At 60.6% G+C, this 18,105-nt stretch carries 14 protein-coding genes; 4 read left to right on the top strand and 10 right to left on the bottom strand.

Features of this window, described 5'->3' with window-relative positions; genetic code table 11:
• Positions 1-3: 3 nt before the first annotated feature.
• The 4 genes from AC07VH_RS05530 to AC07VH_RS05515 all read right to left on the bottom strand — a co-directional run bounded on the left by AC07VH_RS05530 (position 4) and on the right by AC07VH_RS05515 (position 1,778).
• On the bottom strand, positions 4-399 hold the full coding sequence (locus tag AC07VH_RS05530) for a nuclear transport factor 2 family protein (protein ID WP_475414428.1): 396 nt from the start codon (positions 397-399) through the stop codon (positions 4-6).
• A 5-nt stretch (positions 400-404) separates the two neighbouring features.
• Positions 405-617 carry a hypothetical protein gene (locus tag AC07VH_RS05525; protein ID WP_010399127.1) on the bottom strand — a complete coding sequence of 71 codons (213 nt, stop codon included), beginning with the start codon at positions 615-617 and terminating at the stop codon, positions 405-407.
• An 85-nt stretch (positions 618-702) separates the two neighbouring features.
• Positions 703-1,206, bottom strand: a complete 504-nt coding sequence (locus tag AC07VH_RS05520) for a DUF2939 domain-containing protein (RefSeq protein WP_494787058.1) — start codon at positions 1,204-1,206, stop codon at positions 703-705.
• 125 nt (positions 1,207-1,331) lie between these two features.
• Positions 1,332-1,778, bottom strand: a complete 447-nt coding sequence (locus tag AC07VH_RS05515) for a DUF2939 domain-containing protein (RefSeq protein ID WP_494787057.1) — start codon at positions 1,776-1,778, stop codon at positions 1,332-1,334.
• A gap of 112 nt (positions 1,779-1,890) precedes the next feature.
• Between AC07VH_RS05515 and AC07VH_RS05510 the strand changes: the two genes are divergently transcribed.
• A complete protein-coding gene (locus tag AC07VH_RS05510; protein ID WP_494787056.1) occupies positions 1,891-2,730 on the top strand; it encodes a hypothetical protein in 840 nt (279 codons plus the stop codon).
• 15 nt (positions 2,731-2,745) lie between these two features.
• Positions 2,746-4,953: a penicillin acylase family protein gene (locus AC07VH_RS05505; RefSeq protein ID WP_494787055.1), complete on the top strand. Its 2,208-nt coding sequence runs from the start codon at positions 2,746-2,748 to the stop codon at positions 4,951-4,953.
• Positions 4,954-5,055: 102 nt separating this feature from the next.
• Here the strand turns inward: AC07VH_RS05505 and AC07VH_RS05500 are convergent, their stop codons facing one another.
• Together AC07VH_RS05500 and AC07VH_RS05495 are read right to left on the bottom strand one after the other, a co-directional pair.
• Positions 5,056-6,237: a trans-sulfuration enzyme family protein gene (locus AC07VH_RS05500; RefSeq protein WP_494787054.1), complete on the bottom strand. Its 1,182-nt coding sequence runs from the start codon at positions 6,235-6,237 to the stop codon at positions 5,056-5,058.
• Positions 6,234-7,625 (bottom strand): pyridoxal-phosphate dependent enzyme, encoded by a 1,392-nt coding sequence (locus AC07VH_RS05495; RefSeq protein ID WP_494787053.1) that lies wholly within the window; start codon positions 7,623-7,625, stop codon positions 6,234-6,236. Before AC07VH_RS05495 ends, AC07VH_RS05500 begins: the two co-directional genes overlap by 4 nt.
• A gap of 295 nt (positions 7,626-7,920) precedes the next feature.
• Between AC07VH_RS05495 and AC07VH_RS05490 the strand changes: the two genes are divergently transcribed.
• Complete coding sequence (locus AC07VH_RS05490; RefSeq protein ID WP_489630622.1) at positions 7,921-8,472, top strand: thymidine kinase; 552 nt, start codon at positions 7,921-7,923, stop codon at positions 8,470-8,472.
• 29 nt (positions 8,473-8,501) lie between these two features.
• Here AC07VH_RS05490 and AC07VH_RS05485 read toward each other — a convergent pair whose 3' ends face one another.
• The 3 genes from AC07VH_RS05485 to AC07VH_RS05475 form a co-directional block, all read right to left on the bottom strand.
• Positions 8,502-11,267 carry a UvrD-helicase domain-containing protein gene (locus AC07VH_RS05485; protein ID WP_494787052.1) on the bottom strand — a complete coding sequence of 922 codons (2,766 nt, stop codon included), beginning with the start codon at positions 11,265-11,267 and terminating at the stop codon, positions 8,502-8,504.
• A gap of 525 nt (positions 11,268-11,792) precedes the next feature.
• On the bottom strand, positions 11,793-12,065 hold the full coding sequence (locus AC07VH_RS05480) for a putative signal transducing protein (RefSeq protein WP_494787051.1): 273 nt from the start codon (positions 12,063-12,065) through the stop codon (positions 11,793-11,795).
• A 63-nt stretch (positions 12,066-12,128) separates the two neighbouring features.
• Positions 12,129-14,099, bottom strand: coding sequence for a methyl-accepting chemotaxis protein (locus AC07VH_RS05475; protein ID WP_494787050.1), 1,971 nt, complete (start codon positions 14,097-14,099; stop codon positions 12,129-12,131).
• 522 nt (positions 14,100-14,621) lie between these two features.
• On the opposite strand from AC07VH_RS05475, the gene AC07VH_RS05470 reads away from it, so the two are divergent.
• Complete coding sequence (locus AC07VH_RS05470; RefSeq protein WP_494787049.1) at positions 14,622-16,889, top strand: carboxy terminal-processing peptidase; 2,268 nt, start codon at positions 14,622-14,624, stop codon at positions 16,887-16,889.
• A gap of 199 nt (positions 16,890-17,088) precedes the next feature.
• On the opposite strand, the gene AC07VH_RS05465 is transcribed toward AC07VH_RS05470, so the two are convergent.
• The gene (locus tag AC07VH_RS05465; protein WP_494787048.1) at positions 17,089-18,015 is read right to left on the bottom strand and encodes a LysR family transcriptional regulator; all 927 of its coding nucleotides are present in this window, start codon (positions 18,013-18,015) and stop codon (positions 17,089-17,091) included.
• Positions 18,016-18,105: the final 90 nt, after the last annotated feature.

Genomic DNA, 18,105 nt, shown 5'->3' with positions numbered 1-18,105 from the left:
GGATCAGCCGGGAATCGGCGTGCCCTGGTGAAAAAACATTTGCCAGCGGCTATCGCGCCATTTCCACAGCGAACTGCGCAAGCTGGCGCTGGCGGGCAGGGCGCCGCTGGCGTGGCGCTGTGAGCGGTAGGTAACCAAGGCAACATCGTCGGCCAGCAGGCGGGCCTGGAAATCGCAGATGCTGCGTGGGCAAAAGTCTTCCGCCGGCAAGTCCGCCAGGGTTGCCGCGCGCGTCCAGAGATTGCCCGAACTGCCGAACTCGACGAAGTCGTCGGCCAGCAGGGCCGCCAGCCTGGCCCTGTCGGCGCGCACCGCCTGGCTTTGCAGCGCCGCTTCCAGCGCCTGCAGCTGCGCCGCCAGGCTATCTTGCGCGCTGTCCTGCGCGTCGTCCATTGCCATGGCCGTCAGATGGGAAATGCGCCCGCGCCCGAGACGTTCAGGCAGGCGACCTTGTCGCTGGAAAAGTACTTGATTTGTCCCAGGCCGATGGCGTAGCAGCCGTCGCTGAGCGGGGAAATGGGGCCGGTGAGTTTTTCACCGCTGATCAGGGTCACCACCCACGGCGTGGTGGCCGGTTTGCCCGCGTGGGCCAGTGCGTGTTGTACCAGGTCCGACATGCTGCCTCCGATGGAAATCAAAACCCGATGATAGCAGTGTCCAGTGCCGGATAGCCGCTGGTTTGCCGATACGATGGCCGGCGTGTTACGCGTCGGCCAGCAGGTTCTTCGGCAGAGCCACCGACACCAGTTTCCAGCGCCACAGGCCGTCGCGCGTCAGGGTCAGTTCGCCGATATGGCTCTTGCTGTGGGCGCGCTGGACCACGACGCTGTTCCAGGAGGTGTAGCGCAGTTTGTAGTCGGGCTTGGGGTTGCGTTTGCGGCCGCTGATGTCGCTGACCTTGGCGATCGGTTTTTCGTAGCGGTCATTGAGCTTCATCAAGGCGACGATGCCTTCGGGCATCAGCATGGTGTCGAGCAAGGGATCGATGACGTCGGGGCTGATGTCGTCGGCCACTTCCGGCGCCGAGAACAGGGTATGCAGCTGCTGCCCCAGGCTGCCGCGCAACTGGGCCAGGTCGATCTGCGCGGCCAGCGCCTGCGTATCCTCGTCCATGGTGGCCGTGCGGATCTTGTTCATCGTGAAATACGGGCCGCCATAGAAGACGCCGGCCAGCGCGACCAGTGCCATTACAGCGAGAAGCATCATTTTTTTCATCGTGCAATCTCTCGGATGCCTGGCGACCCGGTGCGCCTGAAGCGTTGGTATTCTACATAATATTTCCAAAAATCAATATAGCGGTTTAGGTAAGTGTTGTTTTAGATCAAGTTTCTTTAGAGTAATTCCGGCGGCAGGGTAATGTCCATCAGTTTCCAGTCCCAGATGCCGTGGCGGCGCAGCAGAAACTGGCTGGCGGCGGGGCCGGCGCCGGCGCGCCGCAGCACCACCTCATTCCACGAGCGGTACGCCATGCCGAAGTCGTGGCGCTTGCCGTCCGTCCCCTGCTTGCCGTGCAGGATCAATACCGTGATGCCGGGCGGCGAGACGATGGCGTCGAGCATTTCCTTGAAATCGTCTGCGCTGGCCGTTTCGCCCGCCCCCCGCAGCTGGCGCGCCACGCTGGCGCGGATGGCGGGCAGGTCGGCCTGCTGCGCCAGGGTTTCCAGGCGCACGGATTTCGCCGCGATGCTGATGCGGTACATGGCGATGTAGGGGCTGACCCAGGTGAAGCCGACGGCGGCAACGGCAAAAATGATCGCGGTGGCGTACTTTCTTTTCATGGTCCGTGTTTTTGTATGAGCTGTGCCGCCGTGATTTTACCCGGCCAGGGGCGGCGGATGGTGTAGCATTCGTGCCGGCGCGGACCATCGCGCCGCAATATTGAGGACAACCATGAATATCACTATCAATCAGGTGCTGCAGTCGTATATCGACCCGCTCACCGCCAGCGAGTACGCGGCGCTCGAGCGCAGCCTGCTGGCCGAGGGCTGCCGCGACGCGCTGGTGCTGTGGAACGACGTGCTGATCGACGGGCATAACCGTTACGCCATCTGCCGCCAGCACGGCATCGAATTCAAGACCATCCAGAACACCAGCTTTACCTCGCTCGACGACGTCATGCTGTGGATGATCGACAATCACCTGGCGCGCCGCAGCGTGTCGGACTTCCAGCGCGGCGTGCTGGCCTTGCGCAAGAAGGAAATCGTCGCCGCGCGCAGCCCGGCGCCGGTCAGCGCGGCAGACGCTCCCGATGGCGAAAACGCGCCCAAGCCCCCCATGAGCACGCGCGAAGAGGTGGCCAAGGCGGCCAGATTGAGCAGCAACCAGATCAGCCAGATCGAGAAGATCCAGAAGGCGGCCTCGCCGGAACTGGTGGAAGCCGTCCGTTCGGGCACGATCTCGATCAATGCGGCGGCCACCGTGGCATCGCTGCCGCCGGAAGAGCAGGTGGCGGCCGTCGCCGGCGGCAAAAAATTATTACGCCAGGCGGCCAAGGAAATCCGCGAACAGCGCGCCGCCACGCGCACGCCGCGCGAGCCGAAGGCGCCGCACGTGTCGCAGGATACGCCCGAGACGGGCAACGAGCCGTGGGCGGAAAACGCGGCCCAGGCGCCGTCCGAAACGGAACGCCTGCGCGGCGAGATCGCCAGTTTGAAGCAGAAAGTGGCGCTGCTGCAGGCGGAAAATGTGGAACTCAACCAGCGTATCGCCACGCTGATCGACGCATCCTGACTATTGGAGTAGTTCATGCCAGCTCGCCGTGCCCTGTTCGCCGCCATCGCCTGCGGCGCCGTTGCCGTACCTCCCGTGTTGGCGGCGCCCGCCGTTTCCGCTGCCGACATGGCCCGCTGGCAGGCGCAGGCCGCCAACGTCAGCATCGCGCGCGACACGTGGGGCGTGCCCCATGTGACGGGCAAGACGGATGCCGATGCCGTCTTCGGCCTGATGTATGCGCAGGCCGAGGACGATTTTCCCCGCGTGGAACTCAATTACATCAATGCCATGGGGCGGCTGGCGGAAGTGGAGGGCGAGCGGGAGCTGTACCGCGACCTGCGCATGAAGCTCTTCATCGATCCGCTTGAGCTGCAGGCGCAGTACCGCGCCAGCCCGCCGTGGCTGCGCAAGCTGATGGATGCGTTTGCCGACGGCCTGAATTTTTACCTGGCCACGCATCCGCACGTGAAACCACGGCTGATCGCGCATTTCGAACCGTGGATGGCCTTGAGTTTCAGCGAGGGCAGCATCGGCGGCGATATCGAATCGGTCAACCTGGCGCAGCTCGAAGCGTTCTACGGCCAGCAGGCCAGGCCCGCCGCCGTGGCGCTGGCCAGCGTTGATACTGGATTGGACCCGGAGCCGAGCGGCTCGAACGGCTTCGCCATCGCGCCCGCGATTACCAAAAACGGCCATGCGCTGCTGATGATCAACCCGCACACCTCGTTCTACTTCCGTCCCGAAGTGCAGATGACCAGCGGCGAAGGCCTGAACGCGTATGGTGCCGTCACCTGGGGCCAGTTCTTCGTCTACCAGGGTTTCAATGAGCGCCTGGGCTGGATGCATACCTCGGGCGGCGGCGACGTCATCGACGAATACCTGGAAAGCATCGTCGACCACGATGGCGCTTGGTACTACCGTTATGACGGCGGGCTGCGGCACCTGAAAGCCGTGCCGATCACCTTGCCCTATAAACTGGCCGATGGCCGCATGGGATCGACAACCATCACCGTCTACTACAGCCACCATGGCCCCATCGTGCGCGCGCAGGATGGTAAATGGGTGGCCGTGCGTTTGATGCACTCGCCCTTGAAGGCGCTCATGCAGTCGTACACGCGCACCAAGGCGCGCGATTACGCGGCCTTCTACAAGACGATGGAACTGCGCACGAATTCGTCGAACAACACGGTGTACGCGGATGCGGACGGCAATATCGCCTACTTCCACGGCAATTTCATCCCCGTGCGCGACCCGCGCTTCAACTGGAAGCAGCCCGTCGACGGCAGCGATCCGGCCACGGAATGGAAAGGGCTCCACACGGTGGCGCAAACCATTACCCTGTTCAATCCGAAGAATGGCTGGATCCAGAATACGAACAACTGGCCGTATTCGGCGGCCGGCGCCAACAGCCCGCGCCGGCAGGATTATCCCGCCTACATGTCCGTGTATGGTGAAAACGCGCGCGGCCTGCATGCCGTCAAGGTCTTCCAGAACAAGACCGGTTTCACGCTCGACAGCCTGATCGCCGCGTCCTACGACAGCGAACTGACGGCGTTCGAGGCGCTGCTGCCACCGTTGTTCACGGCCTACGATGCGCTGCCGGCCGGCGCCGCGCAACAGCGGGCGCTGGCCGACAAGATCGCCTTGCTGCGGGCCTGGGACTGGCGCTATTCGCTGACATCCACGGCTACGTCCCTGGCCGTGTTCTGGGGCCAGGAACTGGCGGAATTGACGGGCAAGCAGGCGCGCGAGCAGGGCGTGCCCGTGGTCGACTTCATGGCGACGGACAAGGTGCATGGCGAACAGCGCCTGGCGGCGCTGGCGACGGCGGCGGACAAACTGCAGCGCGATTTCGGCCACTGGCAAACGCCGTGGGGCGAGATCAACCGCTTCCAGCGCCTGACGGGCGACGTGGTGCAGCCGTTCGACGATGCGCAAGCCAGCTTGCCCGTGCCTTACGCGTCGGGCAACTGGGGCGCGCTGGCCGCGTATGGACAGAGCAGCAAGAGCACGACCCGCAGGATATACGGCGAACGCGGCAACAGCTTTGTCGCGGCCGTGGAATTCGGTCCGCGCATCAGGGCGAAGAGCATCCTCGCGGGCGGCCAGAGCGGCGACCCGAAGTCGCCGCATTTCCAGGACCAGGCGGCCATGTATGCGCGGGGCGAGTTCAAGGAAGTGCTGTTTTATCCGGATCAGGTGGAACAGCACCTGGAGCGCCGGTACCGGCCGGGGGAGTGAGGTTTGTGGTGTGTCGGATTACGCCCTTGCGGGCTAATCCGACCTACCGTCCTCAGTATGCCGTAGGTCGGATTAGCGCAGCGTAATCCGACACCTCTTCCCTCAAATCGCGTCGAGCGCCGTGCGCAAATCGTGGCGCAAATCCTCGATATCCTCGATCCCCACCGACAGGCGGATCAAGCCGTCGCCGATGCCCAGCTTGGCCCGCTGTTCGGCGGGAATGCTGGCATGCGTCATCAGGGCGGGGTGCTCGATCAGGCTTTCCACGCCGCCCAGGCTTTCGGCCAGGGCGAATACTTCGCAGCATTCGAGGAAGCGGCGCGCGCCCGCCAGGTCCGTATCGAGGTCGATCGAGATGATGCCGCCGAAACCATCCATCTGGCGCTGCGCCAGCGCGTGCTGCGGGTGCGATGCCAGGCCCGGATAAAACACGTGTTTGACTTCTTTCTGCTGTTCCAGCCACTGCGCCAGCGCCAGGGCGCTTGCGCAATGGCGCTGCATGCGGATGGCCAGGGTTTTCACGCCGCGCAAGGCGAGGAAGCTGTCGAACGGCCCGGCAATTGCCCCCACCGAGTTTTGCAAAAAGCCCAGCTGCTCGCGCCATTCGGCCTGGCGCTCTTCCGCGCCGACGATGGCGATGCCGCCGATGATGTCCGAGTGGCCGTTCAAATACTTGGTGGTCGAGTGCACGACGATGTCGAAACCGTGTTCCAGGGGGCGCTGCACCAGCGGACTGGCAAAGGTATTGTCGGCCACGGCGATGATGCCCCGCTCGCGGCAGATGTCGGCGATCGCGCGCAAATCGGCCAGTTTCAGCATCGGGTTGGTCGGCGTCTCGACCCACACCATCTTCGTTTCCGGGCGCAGCGCGGCCAGCAGGTTTTCCGGATTCGTCAGGTCGACGTACGTGAATGCGTGGCCGGCGGAGCGGCGGCGCACGCGCTCAAACAGTCGATACGTGCCGCCGTACATGTCGTCGCCGGCGACGATTTGGCTGCCCGCGTCCAGCAATTCCAGCACGGACGAGATGGCGGCCAGGCCCGAGGCGAACGCGAACGCGGCGCTGCCGCCTTCCAGGTCGGCCACGCAGCGCTCGAGCGCCCAGCGCGTGGGATTGTGCGAGCGGCCGTAGTCGAGGCCCTTGTGCACGCCGGGGCTGTCCTGCACGAAGGTGGAGGTGGCGTAAATGGGCGGCATGATGGCGCCCGTCGACGGGTCGGGTGACTGGCCGGCGTGGATGACGCGGGTGGCCAGATGGCTCTTGCGGGGGATGTCTTGGCTCAAGATAAAGTCCTGCGTAAGTGGTTGAGAAGGTCGAAGCGGGTGATCAGGCCATAGAAGGCGCTATCGTCGGCGACGACGGCCGTCAGGCCCCGGTCCAGCGTGGCGCGCAGGGCGGGCAAGCCGCTCGATGGCGCCAGGGTTTCGATCTGCGTCGTCATGGTGGCGCCCACCAGACCCGCGAAATGCGCGGCGTCGCCCGAGACGTGCAGCAGCAAGTCCGATTCGTCGATAATGCCGACCAGTTTGCCGCCGTCGATGACGGGCAGCTGCGCCAGGTCACTGGCGCGCATGCGGTTGAAGGCCGTGAGCAGGGTGTCGCCCGGCGCCACGCTGACGACGTCGCCCTCGTCGTAGCGGCGCCCGATCAGGTCGCGCAAGTCGCCCGAGCGCGCGCGCTGCAGCAAACCCTGGTCGCGCATCCAGCCATCGTTGTACACCTTCGACAGGTAGCGCGTGCCCGTATCGCAGACAAAGGTGACGACGCGCTTGGGCGTCGTCTGTTCGCGGCAGTATTTGAGGGCGGCGGACAGCAGGGTGCCCGTGGACGAACCGCCTAAAATACCTTCGGCGCGCAGCAGGGCGCGCGCGGAATCAAAACTTTCCTGGTCCGTGATGGTGTAGGCTTTCGTGACGCTGTCCATGTCGGCGATGGCCGGGATGAAATCTTCGCCGATGCCTTCGACGGCCCACGAGCCGCTCGTGTCGCTGACTTTGCCCGTGTCGATGTATTGCGTGAGGATGGAGCCTTGCGGGTCGGCCAGCACGAATTCGAGCTTCGGCTGCGCCTTGCGGAAGTAGCGCGTCAGGCCCGTCAAGGTGCCGGACGAGCCGACGCCGACGACGATGGCGTCGACGTCATGGCCAGTTTGCTCCCAGATTTCGGGAGCCGTCGTCGTTTCGTGGGCCAGCGGGTTGGCGAGATTGTTGAACTGGTCGGCGAAGAAGGCGCCCGGCAGTTCGCGCGCCAGGCGTGCCGCGTAGTCCTGGTAGTACTCGGGATGGCCCTTGCCCACGTCCGAGCGCGTGGTGTGCACTTCGGCGCCCAGCGCCTTCAAATGCAGCACTTTTTCCATCGACATCTTGTCGGGCACGACGAGAATCACGCGGTAGCCCTTGATGCGGCCCACCAGGGCCAGGCCGATGCCGGTATTGCCGGCGGTGGCCTCGACGATGGTGCCGCCCGGCCGCAGGCGGCCGTCCGCTTCGGCCGCTTCGATGATGGACAGGCCGATGCGGTCCTTGATGGAACCGCCGGGATTTTGCGATTCCAGTTTCAGGAACAGCTGGCACGGTCCGGTGTCCAGTCTGGTCACTTCGACCAGCGGGGTGTTGCCGATCAGCTTGTATAGCGCCGGCGGCTGGGAGGGGGATGGCATTCGATCATTCATGGTGGCTCCTGTCAAAGAAACAGCCGCTCAGGATTGTGTCCCGAGCCGCCTTCCGTGCCGCGCAGTGTAGGCGGGTGGATGAGTGCGGCGAACGAATGTTTATATGCTTGCATATGCGCGCTGCGCATAACGGCGGCAAGGTGTGCGATGCGAGTATGCGCCGTTTTTTGCCCGCTTGCCGCGCCAATGGCATGCTTATTAAGCTGCCGCAAGCCCGCCATTGCGATTTATAATCACGCCTCGAAAAGGTACTGAACAGTATCTTTGAAAAACCAGACGAACAGGGCAGGCGGCAGTGGCAAAACTTTATTTCCGGTATTCCGCGATGAACGCGGGCAAGTCGACGGCCTTGTTGCAGGTCGCGCACAACTACGAAGAGCAGGGCCAGCAGGTGCGCCTGTACACGGCCGCCATCGACAGCCGCTACGGCGTGGGCCGGGTCACCTCGCGCCTGGGCCCGCAGCGCCAGGTCGATATCTTCCATGCCGACACGAATTTCCTCGACGATATTCCCCGGGTGGCCTGTTTGCTGGTGGATGAGGCGCAATTTCTCAGCACGGCCCAGGTGCAGCAGCTGCACCAGCTGGCGCAAGTGAAGGGCGTGCCCGTCATCTGCTACGGCTTGCGCACGGATTTCAAGGGCGAACCATTCCCCGGCTCGGCCTACCTGCTGGCGCTGGCCGACGATATCGAGGAATTGAAGAATATTTGTACGTGCGGCAAGAAGGCCACGATGAACATCCGCGTGGACGAGCAGGGCCGCCGCATCAAGGAAGGCGAGCAGATCAGCATAGGCGGCAACGAGAGTTACCGCCAGGCTTGCGGACGCTGTTTCTACGCGGGTTGACGCTGCTTGCATAGCGTCCCGTCACATCGCTAGCCAACAGTCTCCATATTCGATGGTTTCTCGGCCGCTCGAACTTGATCTTTTTCTCGATAGCCGCACGAATTCGATTTGCTGCAAATTCTGAATGCAGACTTGGGAGCTTTGACAAGCGAGCCACGATGACATCGCGGGCAAGGAATTCTTGCCTGTTCATGCTCAATCCACTCGACCGTTTGGTGCTGGATGCGTAGATTATCTAACTCCAGCACAAACTCGCTCGGCCTGCTTGTCGCCGTCAGCATACTGACTGCATGGCGTGCGCGGGTCAGGCCAACGTAAAGCAACCGGCGTTCCTCCTCTACGTTATCGCCGAGTGGCGGCAGTACCAGATCCAGCAAAGGTTCTGCCGGGCGGTCATCTGGAAATCCTCTAAATCCAGAGTCCAGGCCGGGAAGTATGACGAAATCCGCTTCAGAACCTTTTGCCGCATGCACGGAATTGAATTCAATCGATAGTCTGCCCGCATATTGAGACTTGAGCGTATGCAGATAGGCGGTCGTGAGGCCTTCAGTTGTCGTGGAATCCTTTTTTGTGCGCCGCAGAATTTGAACGCTGGGACAGGCGATATCAAGTCGACGACCAAGTGCGTACATATGCTCCAGTTCCTCCTGTAAGACTTGCCGCCTGTTTTCTGCGCTGTCAGGATGATGCACGACTCTCACGCAACTGGAAAATGGCGATGCGTTAGCGTAGACTTCTTTTGTCGATTGCCGGGAGTTTTGCATGACCAGTGCCCGGGAGACATCAGCGATACCTTGCGCACAGCGGAAAGTCCTGGAGAGCTTGAGCCTGCTGGTGTGCCTGCCAAGGTAATGGTCCACATTGTTAAAGATATCGATGTCTGATCCGGAGAAACGATTAATCGATTGCCAGTCGTCGCCGACGCAAAAAACGATGGATTCCTGTGGAGACTGGTTCAAAATGCTTTTTACCAAGTCGCCTTTCAAATGACTGATGTCTTGAAACTCATCCACCAACACGAATCGAAATGGCGACGCAACGTTGCCGGTCACTAGGACGTTTATGGCATCACGCAGCATGTCGGCATAGTCGATCTTGCCCGCTTCTTTAAGCGCTTCCTGATACCCGTGATATATCAGAATGGCAACATCAAGAAATAGTTCTGCACGGGCTGGGTTGACCGATCCGCTAGCGGCTTCGCGGACGTGCTGTTCGGTATATCCTGAGTTTTTAAATAACAGTACAAAGTTGATTAACAACTGCTCAAGATAGCTGGCTTCGCGAAACTGCTGCAATGCGCAGGCCAGAATATTCTGATCAGAGTTGCCGATTTTTACACCGGCCGCTTGAAGGTTTTTCTGTAGATGTAACCAAATGGAACCGTTGCGCACCTGGGCACTGGTGGTCTCGAAATACACGATGCGCTCAGCCGAATTTTCCGCTTCTCCCATCCATTTCTGATACATGGCGCGCTTCTGTGCTGCACGCTCCTCATATTTGCTTCCTCCCATCCATTCAGGGGCTTTTCCGTGCTCATTCAGTGCGAAATGCTCATGGATGACTCTCACGGTACGCATGCGTCCACCGGGCAGACGTTCTTGGTAAAGATAGCTAAAATCCGGATTGTAAGGTTTGCTCTTGCCGCTCGCGTAGTTGCCAAGTCCCAAGCGCTTCGCTCCGGCCCAATCTGGGCGCTCGTATTCAAAGACCACGCCGCGTAAAATCAGCCAATTTGCGATTGCGCGTTCTTCCAGCGATCGAACATAAATTGACTGGCTGAAAGTTGGAATGCTCGCTTCCCATGGTTTTCTCTTCGGATCACGGCGTAGCCGCAGACGTTCTCTGCAGCATTCCTCGTAGCGCTTTTCACACTCATCCAAATCGCCGCTTGCCCCTATGGGGTTTGGGTCGTCACAAGGGAAGAGACTGAACCATAAAGTTAATGCTTGTTGAAAACTTTCATTCGTATCTAGCAAATTATGAATGACGGATTTCATTAGCCGGCCTTCTTCGCCGTCGTCTTCTTTCAGGACTTTGGGTGTGTACGTGGCGCCATAATGCTCTGTCAAAATGGATAAGCCAAAGCTATGGAAAGTCTTCGATGCCACAGAAACGGGGCGTCCCAAAGCTTTGCTAAGTTTTTCCTTGAGCCTTTTCTTGAGGCCGTTTGCTGCTTCCTTGTTGTATGCCAGCGCAATAATTTCATGATCCTGAAACATTCCGCTCTTGAGGGCAAAGCCAATTTTTCCAACAATACAAGAGCTTTTTCCAGAGCCGGCTGCGGCGATAACCAGTGTAGCGTCCTCAAATGTGAGCGCAGTATCGATCTGTTCTTCAGTTAAGGCACAACTTTCCACATTGTGAAAATAGGCTGCTTCTGATGCTCTCCAATATGCCTTGTATAGCGTATTGTGTGCTTCTTGAGTTTGTTGGGGTGATTCGACAAAGGGAGCGAGGCTAGCCAGACGATGGTGCAGGGCACGAGCACACAGGCGTTGTTTGTCGGTTGATATGCGCAGCTTGAGCAGCGAAGCTACCTGCATACAGCTTATCTTGAACATGGGCCTTTCTAGCTTGGCAAATCGGGTGGCGACGGAATGGCGGATATACGCATGCGGTTGATAGAGCAAGGACCTTCTTTCTTCCGCTGCGCTTGTATAGCGTTCGATACTGGACAGTTTCAGATCGATGAGGTGAGCTGTCGCAGCATTGATGGTATTAGCGACTTCCAGCGTACCTGCTGCTTCTATCGTGAAAGATTCAAATAGCTCACATTTATCCTGTTCATATGACAATGTTATTGTCTCGCACTTGAGGAGCGATTGTAGCCATCCTTGGTTTTCAATACAGACGTTTGATATCCCTTCAATCGGAATCGAAGTATCTCCAATGTGGAGCTTATCGCTGAGAAGGTGGATGACGCGTGCCTTGCGGAAATTAATTCAGGCGAACCACTTTGATTCTTTTTTCTGCAAAATTTTCTCCAGCCCTTCTTGAATCATGCTGCCAAGGTTTTCGGTGGACAGCGCACTTATTCAAATGATTTATTGCTGGCGTTTTCTCGTATTGTCAACGAGGCATATTCATGTCTGGTTCGCCATAGAGGTTGAAGGATAACTCCATGGTGCGAATGGCCAGCATATAAAAACCGGCAGTGTATTAATACAGCAATGAGTGTATATGCTGCAATGCCAGATATGCAATCTCAGCCGATCATGAATATGCGCCGATTGAAAGAATGTATGGCGAGAGAGGAGTAACTACGCTTCAAGGGAAATGGCGGGGGCGAAGCGCGGGAAAGAGGTGGCTGAATGGAAATACTACTCCACCTCCGGCGCGCCCACGTCCGCATCGTCGGACAGCGCCAGATCGCCCCGCTCGAAGGCGGCGAGGATGTCATTGGCGCGCGCCACGTCGTGTTCGCGCACCATCACGCGGGCGCCGCCGATGGCGGCTGCCAGCAGCATGTCGGCCTGCATATGCTGGTCGTCCGTCAGCAGCACGTCGATGCCGGCGGCGGCCAGGCAGCCGCGGATGACGTGCGCATCCGTGGGGATCATCAGCCGGGCAATTAAAACATAGTCGTCGTGCATCGTGTCTCCTGGCAAGGTGGATTCGTCCCCATCTTAGCACCAGGCTGTTGTTTGTCGTTTGAATTACAGCTTGAACACGCCCACCACTTGGTTCAGCTCCTGCGCCTGCTCCTGCAGGGCGTCGGCGGCCGCGGCCGCCTCTTCCACCAGGGCCGCATTCTGCTGGGTCACCTGGTCCATCTGGGCGATGGCCTGGTTGACTTGCTCGATGCCGCTGCGCTGCTCGTCGCTCGCCTGCGCGATCTCGGCCATGATGGTGCTCACTTGCTGGACGCTGGCCACCACGGTGTCCATGGTGGCGCTGGCCTGGCTCACCTGGGCGTGGCCCAGGTCCACCGTGCTGGCGGATGCCTGGATCAGGTCCTTGATGTCTTTCGCGGCGGCCGTCGAACGCTGCGCCAGGGTGCGCACCTCGGTGGCGACGACGGCGAAGCCCCGTCCCTGCTCGCCGGCCCTGGCCGCTTCCACGGCCGCGTTCAAGGCCAGGATATTCGTCTGGAAGGCGATGCCGTCGATGACGCCGATGATGTCGGCGATCTTGCCCGACGAGCTGCGGATGGCGTCCATGGTGCTGGCCACCTGCGCCACGGCCGCGCCGCCTTCGGCTGCCAGGCTGGACGAATCGTGCGCCAGCTTGCTCGCTTGCTGCGCATGATCGACGTTCTGCCGCACGGTGGAGCTCAGTTCCTCCATCGAGGCGGCCGTTTCTTCCAGCGAACTGGCTTGCTGCTCCGTGCGGCTCGACAAATCCAGGTTGCCGCTGGCGATTTCACCGGAGGCCGTGGCGATCTGTCCGGCGCTGCCGCGTACCTTGCCGACCACTTGCGAGAGGTTGTCGCTGATGCGGTTCATGGCGCGCAGCAGGCGGCCGATTTCGTCCAGGCTGCTGGTATCGAGGTGCACCGTCAGGTCGCCGGCGGCGATTTGCGCGGCGGCCGTTTCGGCGGCGGCCAGCGGGCGCGAGACGAGGGTGCGTACCAGCCAGTACAGCAGCAGGGCGAAGACGAGCAGGGCGATGAAGCCGGAAATGGCCAGCTGGTTGCGCAGCTGGCGCGCTTCCAAGGTGATTTCGTCCGTGAACGTGCCGCCCGCGATGATCCATTGCCAATCCTTGAATTGACGGTAATACAGCTGCTTTTCGCGCGCGCTGGCACTCGTTTCGCCGGGCGCCGTCCACGTGTAGCGCATGGCGCCGTTTTTTTGCGCCAGCATTTCCTGGATGAACAGGCGGCCGTCGCTGGCCTTGAACTCGAGCGCGCTCTTGCCTTCGCTGTTCGGGTGCAGCACCATGTGGCCGTAGTTGGCGCCGGGGGCCGTATCGAGGATGTAGATGTAGCCCGTCTGGCCGATCTTGACCTGGCGAATCTTGTCTTTCAGCATGGCCAGATTCTTGCTGATATCGAGGCCGATGAACAGCACGCCTACCACCTTGCCAGCCGCATCGCGCACGGGGTCGTACTGCGTGATGTATTGCTTGCCAAATAAGGTTGCCATGCCGACGAAACGCTGGCCCGCGCGCAGCGGCGCGTAGCTGGGGTGGTTGTGGTCGAGCTGGGTGCCGATGGCGCGTTCGCCGTCCTGTTTTTTCAGCGACGTGCTGATACGCACGAATTCATCGCCGTTGGCGGCAAAGATGGTGGCGATCACGCCCGTCTGCGCCGTGTAGCGGTCGACCACGGCCGTGTCGAGGTTGAGCACCTTGCCGCCATTGGCCAGGGCCGGCGTGGCCTTGCCGGCCACGGCCACCATGGCGCCCGTGTCGACCGTGAACGGGCCGGGAAACTCGGCCGCGAACAGGCGCGCAAAGCTGGCCGCTTCGTTGACCATGGCCGTGTGAAACACTTCCGTGGTGGTCATGACGCTGTTGAGCTCGCTGGTGACGGCCGCTTCGGCGCGCTGTTCCAGGGCATTTGAGGTGCGGATGCTGATCAAGGTCGTCAGGCTGGCGAGGATCAGGCTGACCAGGGCAAAGGTAAAAATGGTGATCTTGCCGCCGACACTCCAGTGGCGGGGGGAGAAGGAAATTGTAGGCATAGTGTGAGTCTGGCAAAGGGTAATCAGCTCGGCCATTCCTGGTCATGACATGACACGCGGGGAGGGGATCTGGTGGGGAGTACTGTTGAAACGGAGGCGCGCCGGCTGTGGGAGCGGCGCGCAGGCAAGCTGTATTTCAGGGCGCGATGATAGCATGTCGCTTGCTATTTGTTACTAAGTGTTTCCCGCAGGAATCATTTTTTTCGCATAAAAACATCATCGAGATCAAGGATTGCCGCTTTCGCCTATTGACTTTTTGTATTCCAATGGATCATGTTGATATTCATCGCTGCTGAATGATGCGATTTTTCTCACGAATGTTTCACTTTGTAATGAATGAGACGCGGCCTTTAATCCGCGTTTAAGCTTCCAGGAAGAAACTGATCTTCCATGGGAGACTGCCAGGCCGTATCCTGTAGAATAATATGCAGACCAGTCGTGTATTCCCCTTACTGTCTTGCTGGCTGGCGCATGAGTAGCTGCGCCGCCTGGAATTGATTTAACTAATTTTCGGAGAAGCCGATGAAGAAGCAAATGATGCTGGTCACCCTGGTGCTTGCCCTGTCAGCCCATGCTGGCGCAGCCCAGACGGACAAGAGCGCCGCTCCTCCGCTCACCATGAAGCCCCTGGCCCAGCAAACGCAGGCCGCCTTGTGGGCATCGCGCGTATTGACGCGCGTCCATTACAAGGCCATGCCGCTCGACGACGCCATGTCGGAGAAAATCTTCGACCGCTATTTCAAGTCCCTGGACGCGGAGAAACTGTTCTTCGTGCAAGCCGACATCGACCGCTTCGCTCCCTTGCGCACCAAGCTCGACGACGCCATCATCAATGAAGACCTGACGGCGCCGTTCGCCATCTACAATCTGTACCAGCAGCGTTTCGACGAGCGCATGGCGTATGCGCGTGAGTTGCTGAAAACCAAATTCGACTTTGCCGCCGACGAGAGCTACCAGATCGACCGCGAAAAGGCCGCCTGGCCGAAGAATGACGAGGAAGTGCGCGACCTGTGGCGCAAGCGCGTCAAGAACGACTGGCTGCGCCTGAAACTGGCGGGCAAGGAAGACAAGGCGATCCGCGAGACGCTGGACAAGCGCTATGAAAGCTACACGACCCGTTCGCGCAAGCTCAACAGCGAAGACGTGTTCCAGATCTTCATGAACGCCTACGCCATGTCGATCGAACCGCACACCAATTACCTGGGCCCGCGCGCCTCGGACAACTTCGACATCGCCATGCGGTTGTCGCTGGAAGGCATCGGCGCCGTGCTGCAGACGCGCGACGAATACACGGTGGTGCGCGAAGTCGTGCCTGGCAGCCCGGCCGGCCTGTCGGGCAAGCTGAAAGTGGGCGACCGCATCGTCGGCGTGGGGCAGGGCGAAAGCGGCCCCATCACCGAAGTGCTGGGCATGCGCATCGACGACGTGGTGCAGCTGATCCGCGGCGCCAAGGATTCCGTCGTGCGCCTCGACATCCTGCCGGCCGACGCCGGTCCGGACGCCAAGCACGTGGTCTTGCCGCTGGTGCGCAAGAAAATCAGCATGGAAGAGCAGGCGGCGAAGAAATCGGTCATCGAAGTGCGCGAGAACGGCGTCAAGCGCCGCATCGGCGTCATTGCCCTGCCGACGTTCTACCAGGACTTCGAAGCGCGCCGCCGTGGCGACAAGGACTTTAAAAGCGCCACGCGCGACGTCAGCCGTTTGCTGGCCGAGTTGAAGAAGGACAAGGTCGACAACGTCCTGATCGACTTGCGCAACAACGGCGGCGGTTCGCTGAACGAAGCCGTCGAACTGACGGGCCTGTTCATCGACAAGGGCCCGGTCGTGATGCAGCGCAATGCCGAAGGCAAGGTCGACGTGGAAAGCGACACCAACGCGGGCCTGGCCTGGGATGGTCCGATGGGCGTGCTGATCAACCGTGGTTCCGCTTCCGCGTCCGAGATTTTCGCCGCCGCCGTGCAGGATTACGGCCGTGGCGTCATCATCGGCGAAGGCAGCTTCGGCAAGGGCACCGTGCAGACCTTGTTCAACCTCGACCGTTTCGGCGGCAGCGAGAAAGCCCGCTTCGGCGAGCTGAAGATGACCATCGCCCAGTTCTTCCGCATCAACGGCGGCACCACGCAGTTGCGCGGCGTCACGCCCGACATCAAGTTGCCTGCCATGTCGGACACGGAAAACTTCGGCGAATCGAGCTATGACAATGCCTTGCCATGGGTGGCCATCAAGCCGGCACCGTACATGCCGACGGGCGACCTGAAGGATATCGTGCCGCTGCTGGACAAGAAGCATGAAGCGCGCGTGGCCAAGGACAAGGATTTCCAGTACTTGCTCGATGACATAGCCCTGGTCGTCAAGCAGCGCAAGGAAAACCAGATTTCGCTCAATGAAACCGTGCGCCGCAAGGAGCGCGATGCCCAGGAAGCGCGTGCCAAGGCCCGTGAAAAACGCCTGATCGCGCAGATTTCGAATCCGGCCGACGACCTGGTGGTGATTCCCGATCCGAAAGACGTGCTGAAGGGCGCGAAGGCGGCCAACAAGACGGCCAAGCAGATCGCCGCCGTGAAGGGCGCCTTGCGCACCGACGACGGCTTGCAGGGCGACGAGCGCGCGCTGAGTGCCGAACTGGACGCCGAAACGGCCGCCAAGAGCGCCAAGGACGTGCTGCTGAACGAAGCGGCGCGCATCCTGGCCGACGAAGTGGCGCTGATCAAGGCCGATACCCGCATGGCGGCCAAGGTCTTGCCGTATGGCGCGGATGGCAAGGCGACGCCGGTGACGGCAGCGAAGTAAGCTTGTTGCACGGTAAAAAGCCGGTTCCTTGCGGAGCCGGTTTTTTTTCGCCCCGATCAGTTATCTGTTTTGCGTATTTCTATCATTCCAACAATCAATTGGATGGATATGCCGCGATGCAGCATAATGCACTTGTCTCCTCTATTCTCCTCCAAGAAAATAGATTCAGCCCGCTCTCGCAGCGGGCTTTTTTTTTGCCTCAGATTCTGTGCGTGCTCGCCTGCACATCGGGCTGTGCCGCCAGCAGGGCCGTGAGCCAGCCGGCAAACGCCTGCAGCTTGGGCGTTGCCAGGCGGCCTTGCGGCGTCAGCAGCGACATCGGCATGGGCGTCGGCGGATGATCGGCCAGCACGGCGACCAGCGCGCCGCTGTCGAGGTGCTGGCGCACCTGGTACTGGGCCGCCTGTGCCAGTCCCAGCCCCTGCAGCGCGCAATCGACGCTGGCGTCGGCGTCGTTGACGGCGATGGGGCCGGCCATCTGCACGCGCAGCACTTCCTTGCCTTGTTGAAAATCCCAGTCGAAGGCGCGTCCCGTGCGGCCCGAGTAATGCATGATGCCCCGATGCGCGGCCAGGTCCGCCAGGGTGTGCGGCGTGCCATGTTGAGCCAGGTAGGCGGGCGAGGCGCACGTGACGAAGCGCATCAGGCCGACCTGCTTGCCGATGAAGGCGGAATCCTGCAAGGTGCCCACGCGCAAGGCGCAATCGATGCCTTCCTGCGTCAGGTCGACCAGGCGGTCCGTCAGGCTCAGCTGCAATTGCACGTCCGGCCAGACGGCGTGGAAGTGCGCGATATGCGGCACGACCAGCCTGCGGCCCACCGTATTGGGCAGGTTGATGCGCAGCAAGCCGCGCGGTTTTGTCGCGTCGGGGCCGCGAAACGCCAGTTCCGCCGTATCGACGGCCTTCAGGATATCGATGCAATGGCGAAAGTACTCGGCGCCTTCCGGCGTCAGCGACAAGCGGCGCGTTGTTCGCTGCAGCAATTGCGTGCCCAGGTAGGCTTCCAGCTTTTGCAGGGTGGCCGTCAGCGCCGCGCGCGGCAAATTCAAGGTCTCGGCCGCCTTGGAAAAGCTGTTGGCTTCGACGATGCGCACGAAGGTCTGCATGGCCTTGATCTTGTCCATGGGATAGCTTCCATTCTCATTGTTCATTTTATGTGAAAAGTATAAGTGGATTATGCCCTGATTATCTTGGGCTCGACTTTGCCTAGAATG

This window comes from Janthinobacterium sp. GW821-FHT03C10 (assembly GCF_059420865.1).
The sequence above is the reverse complement of the archived record's forward strand: the minus strand, read 5'-3'. Positions and strand labels throughout refer to the sequence as shown.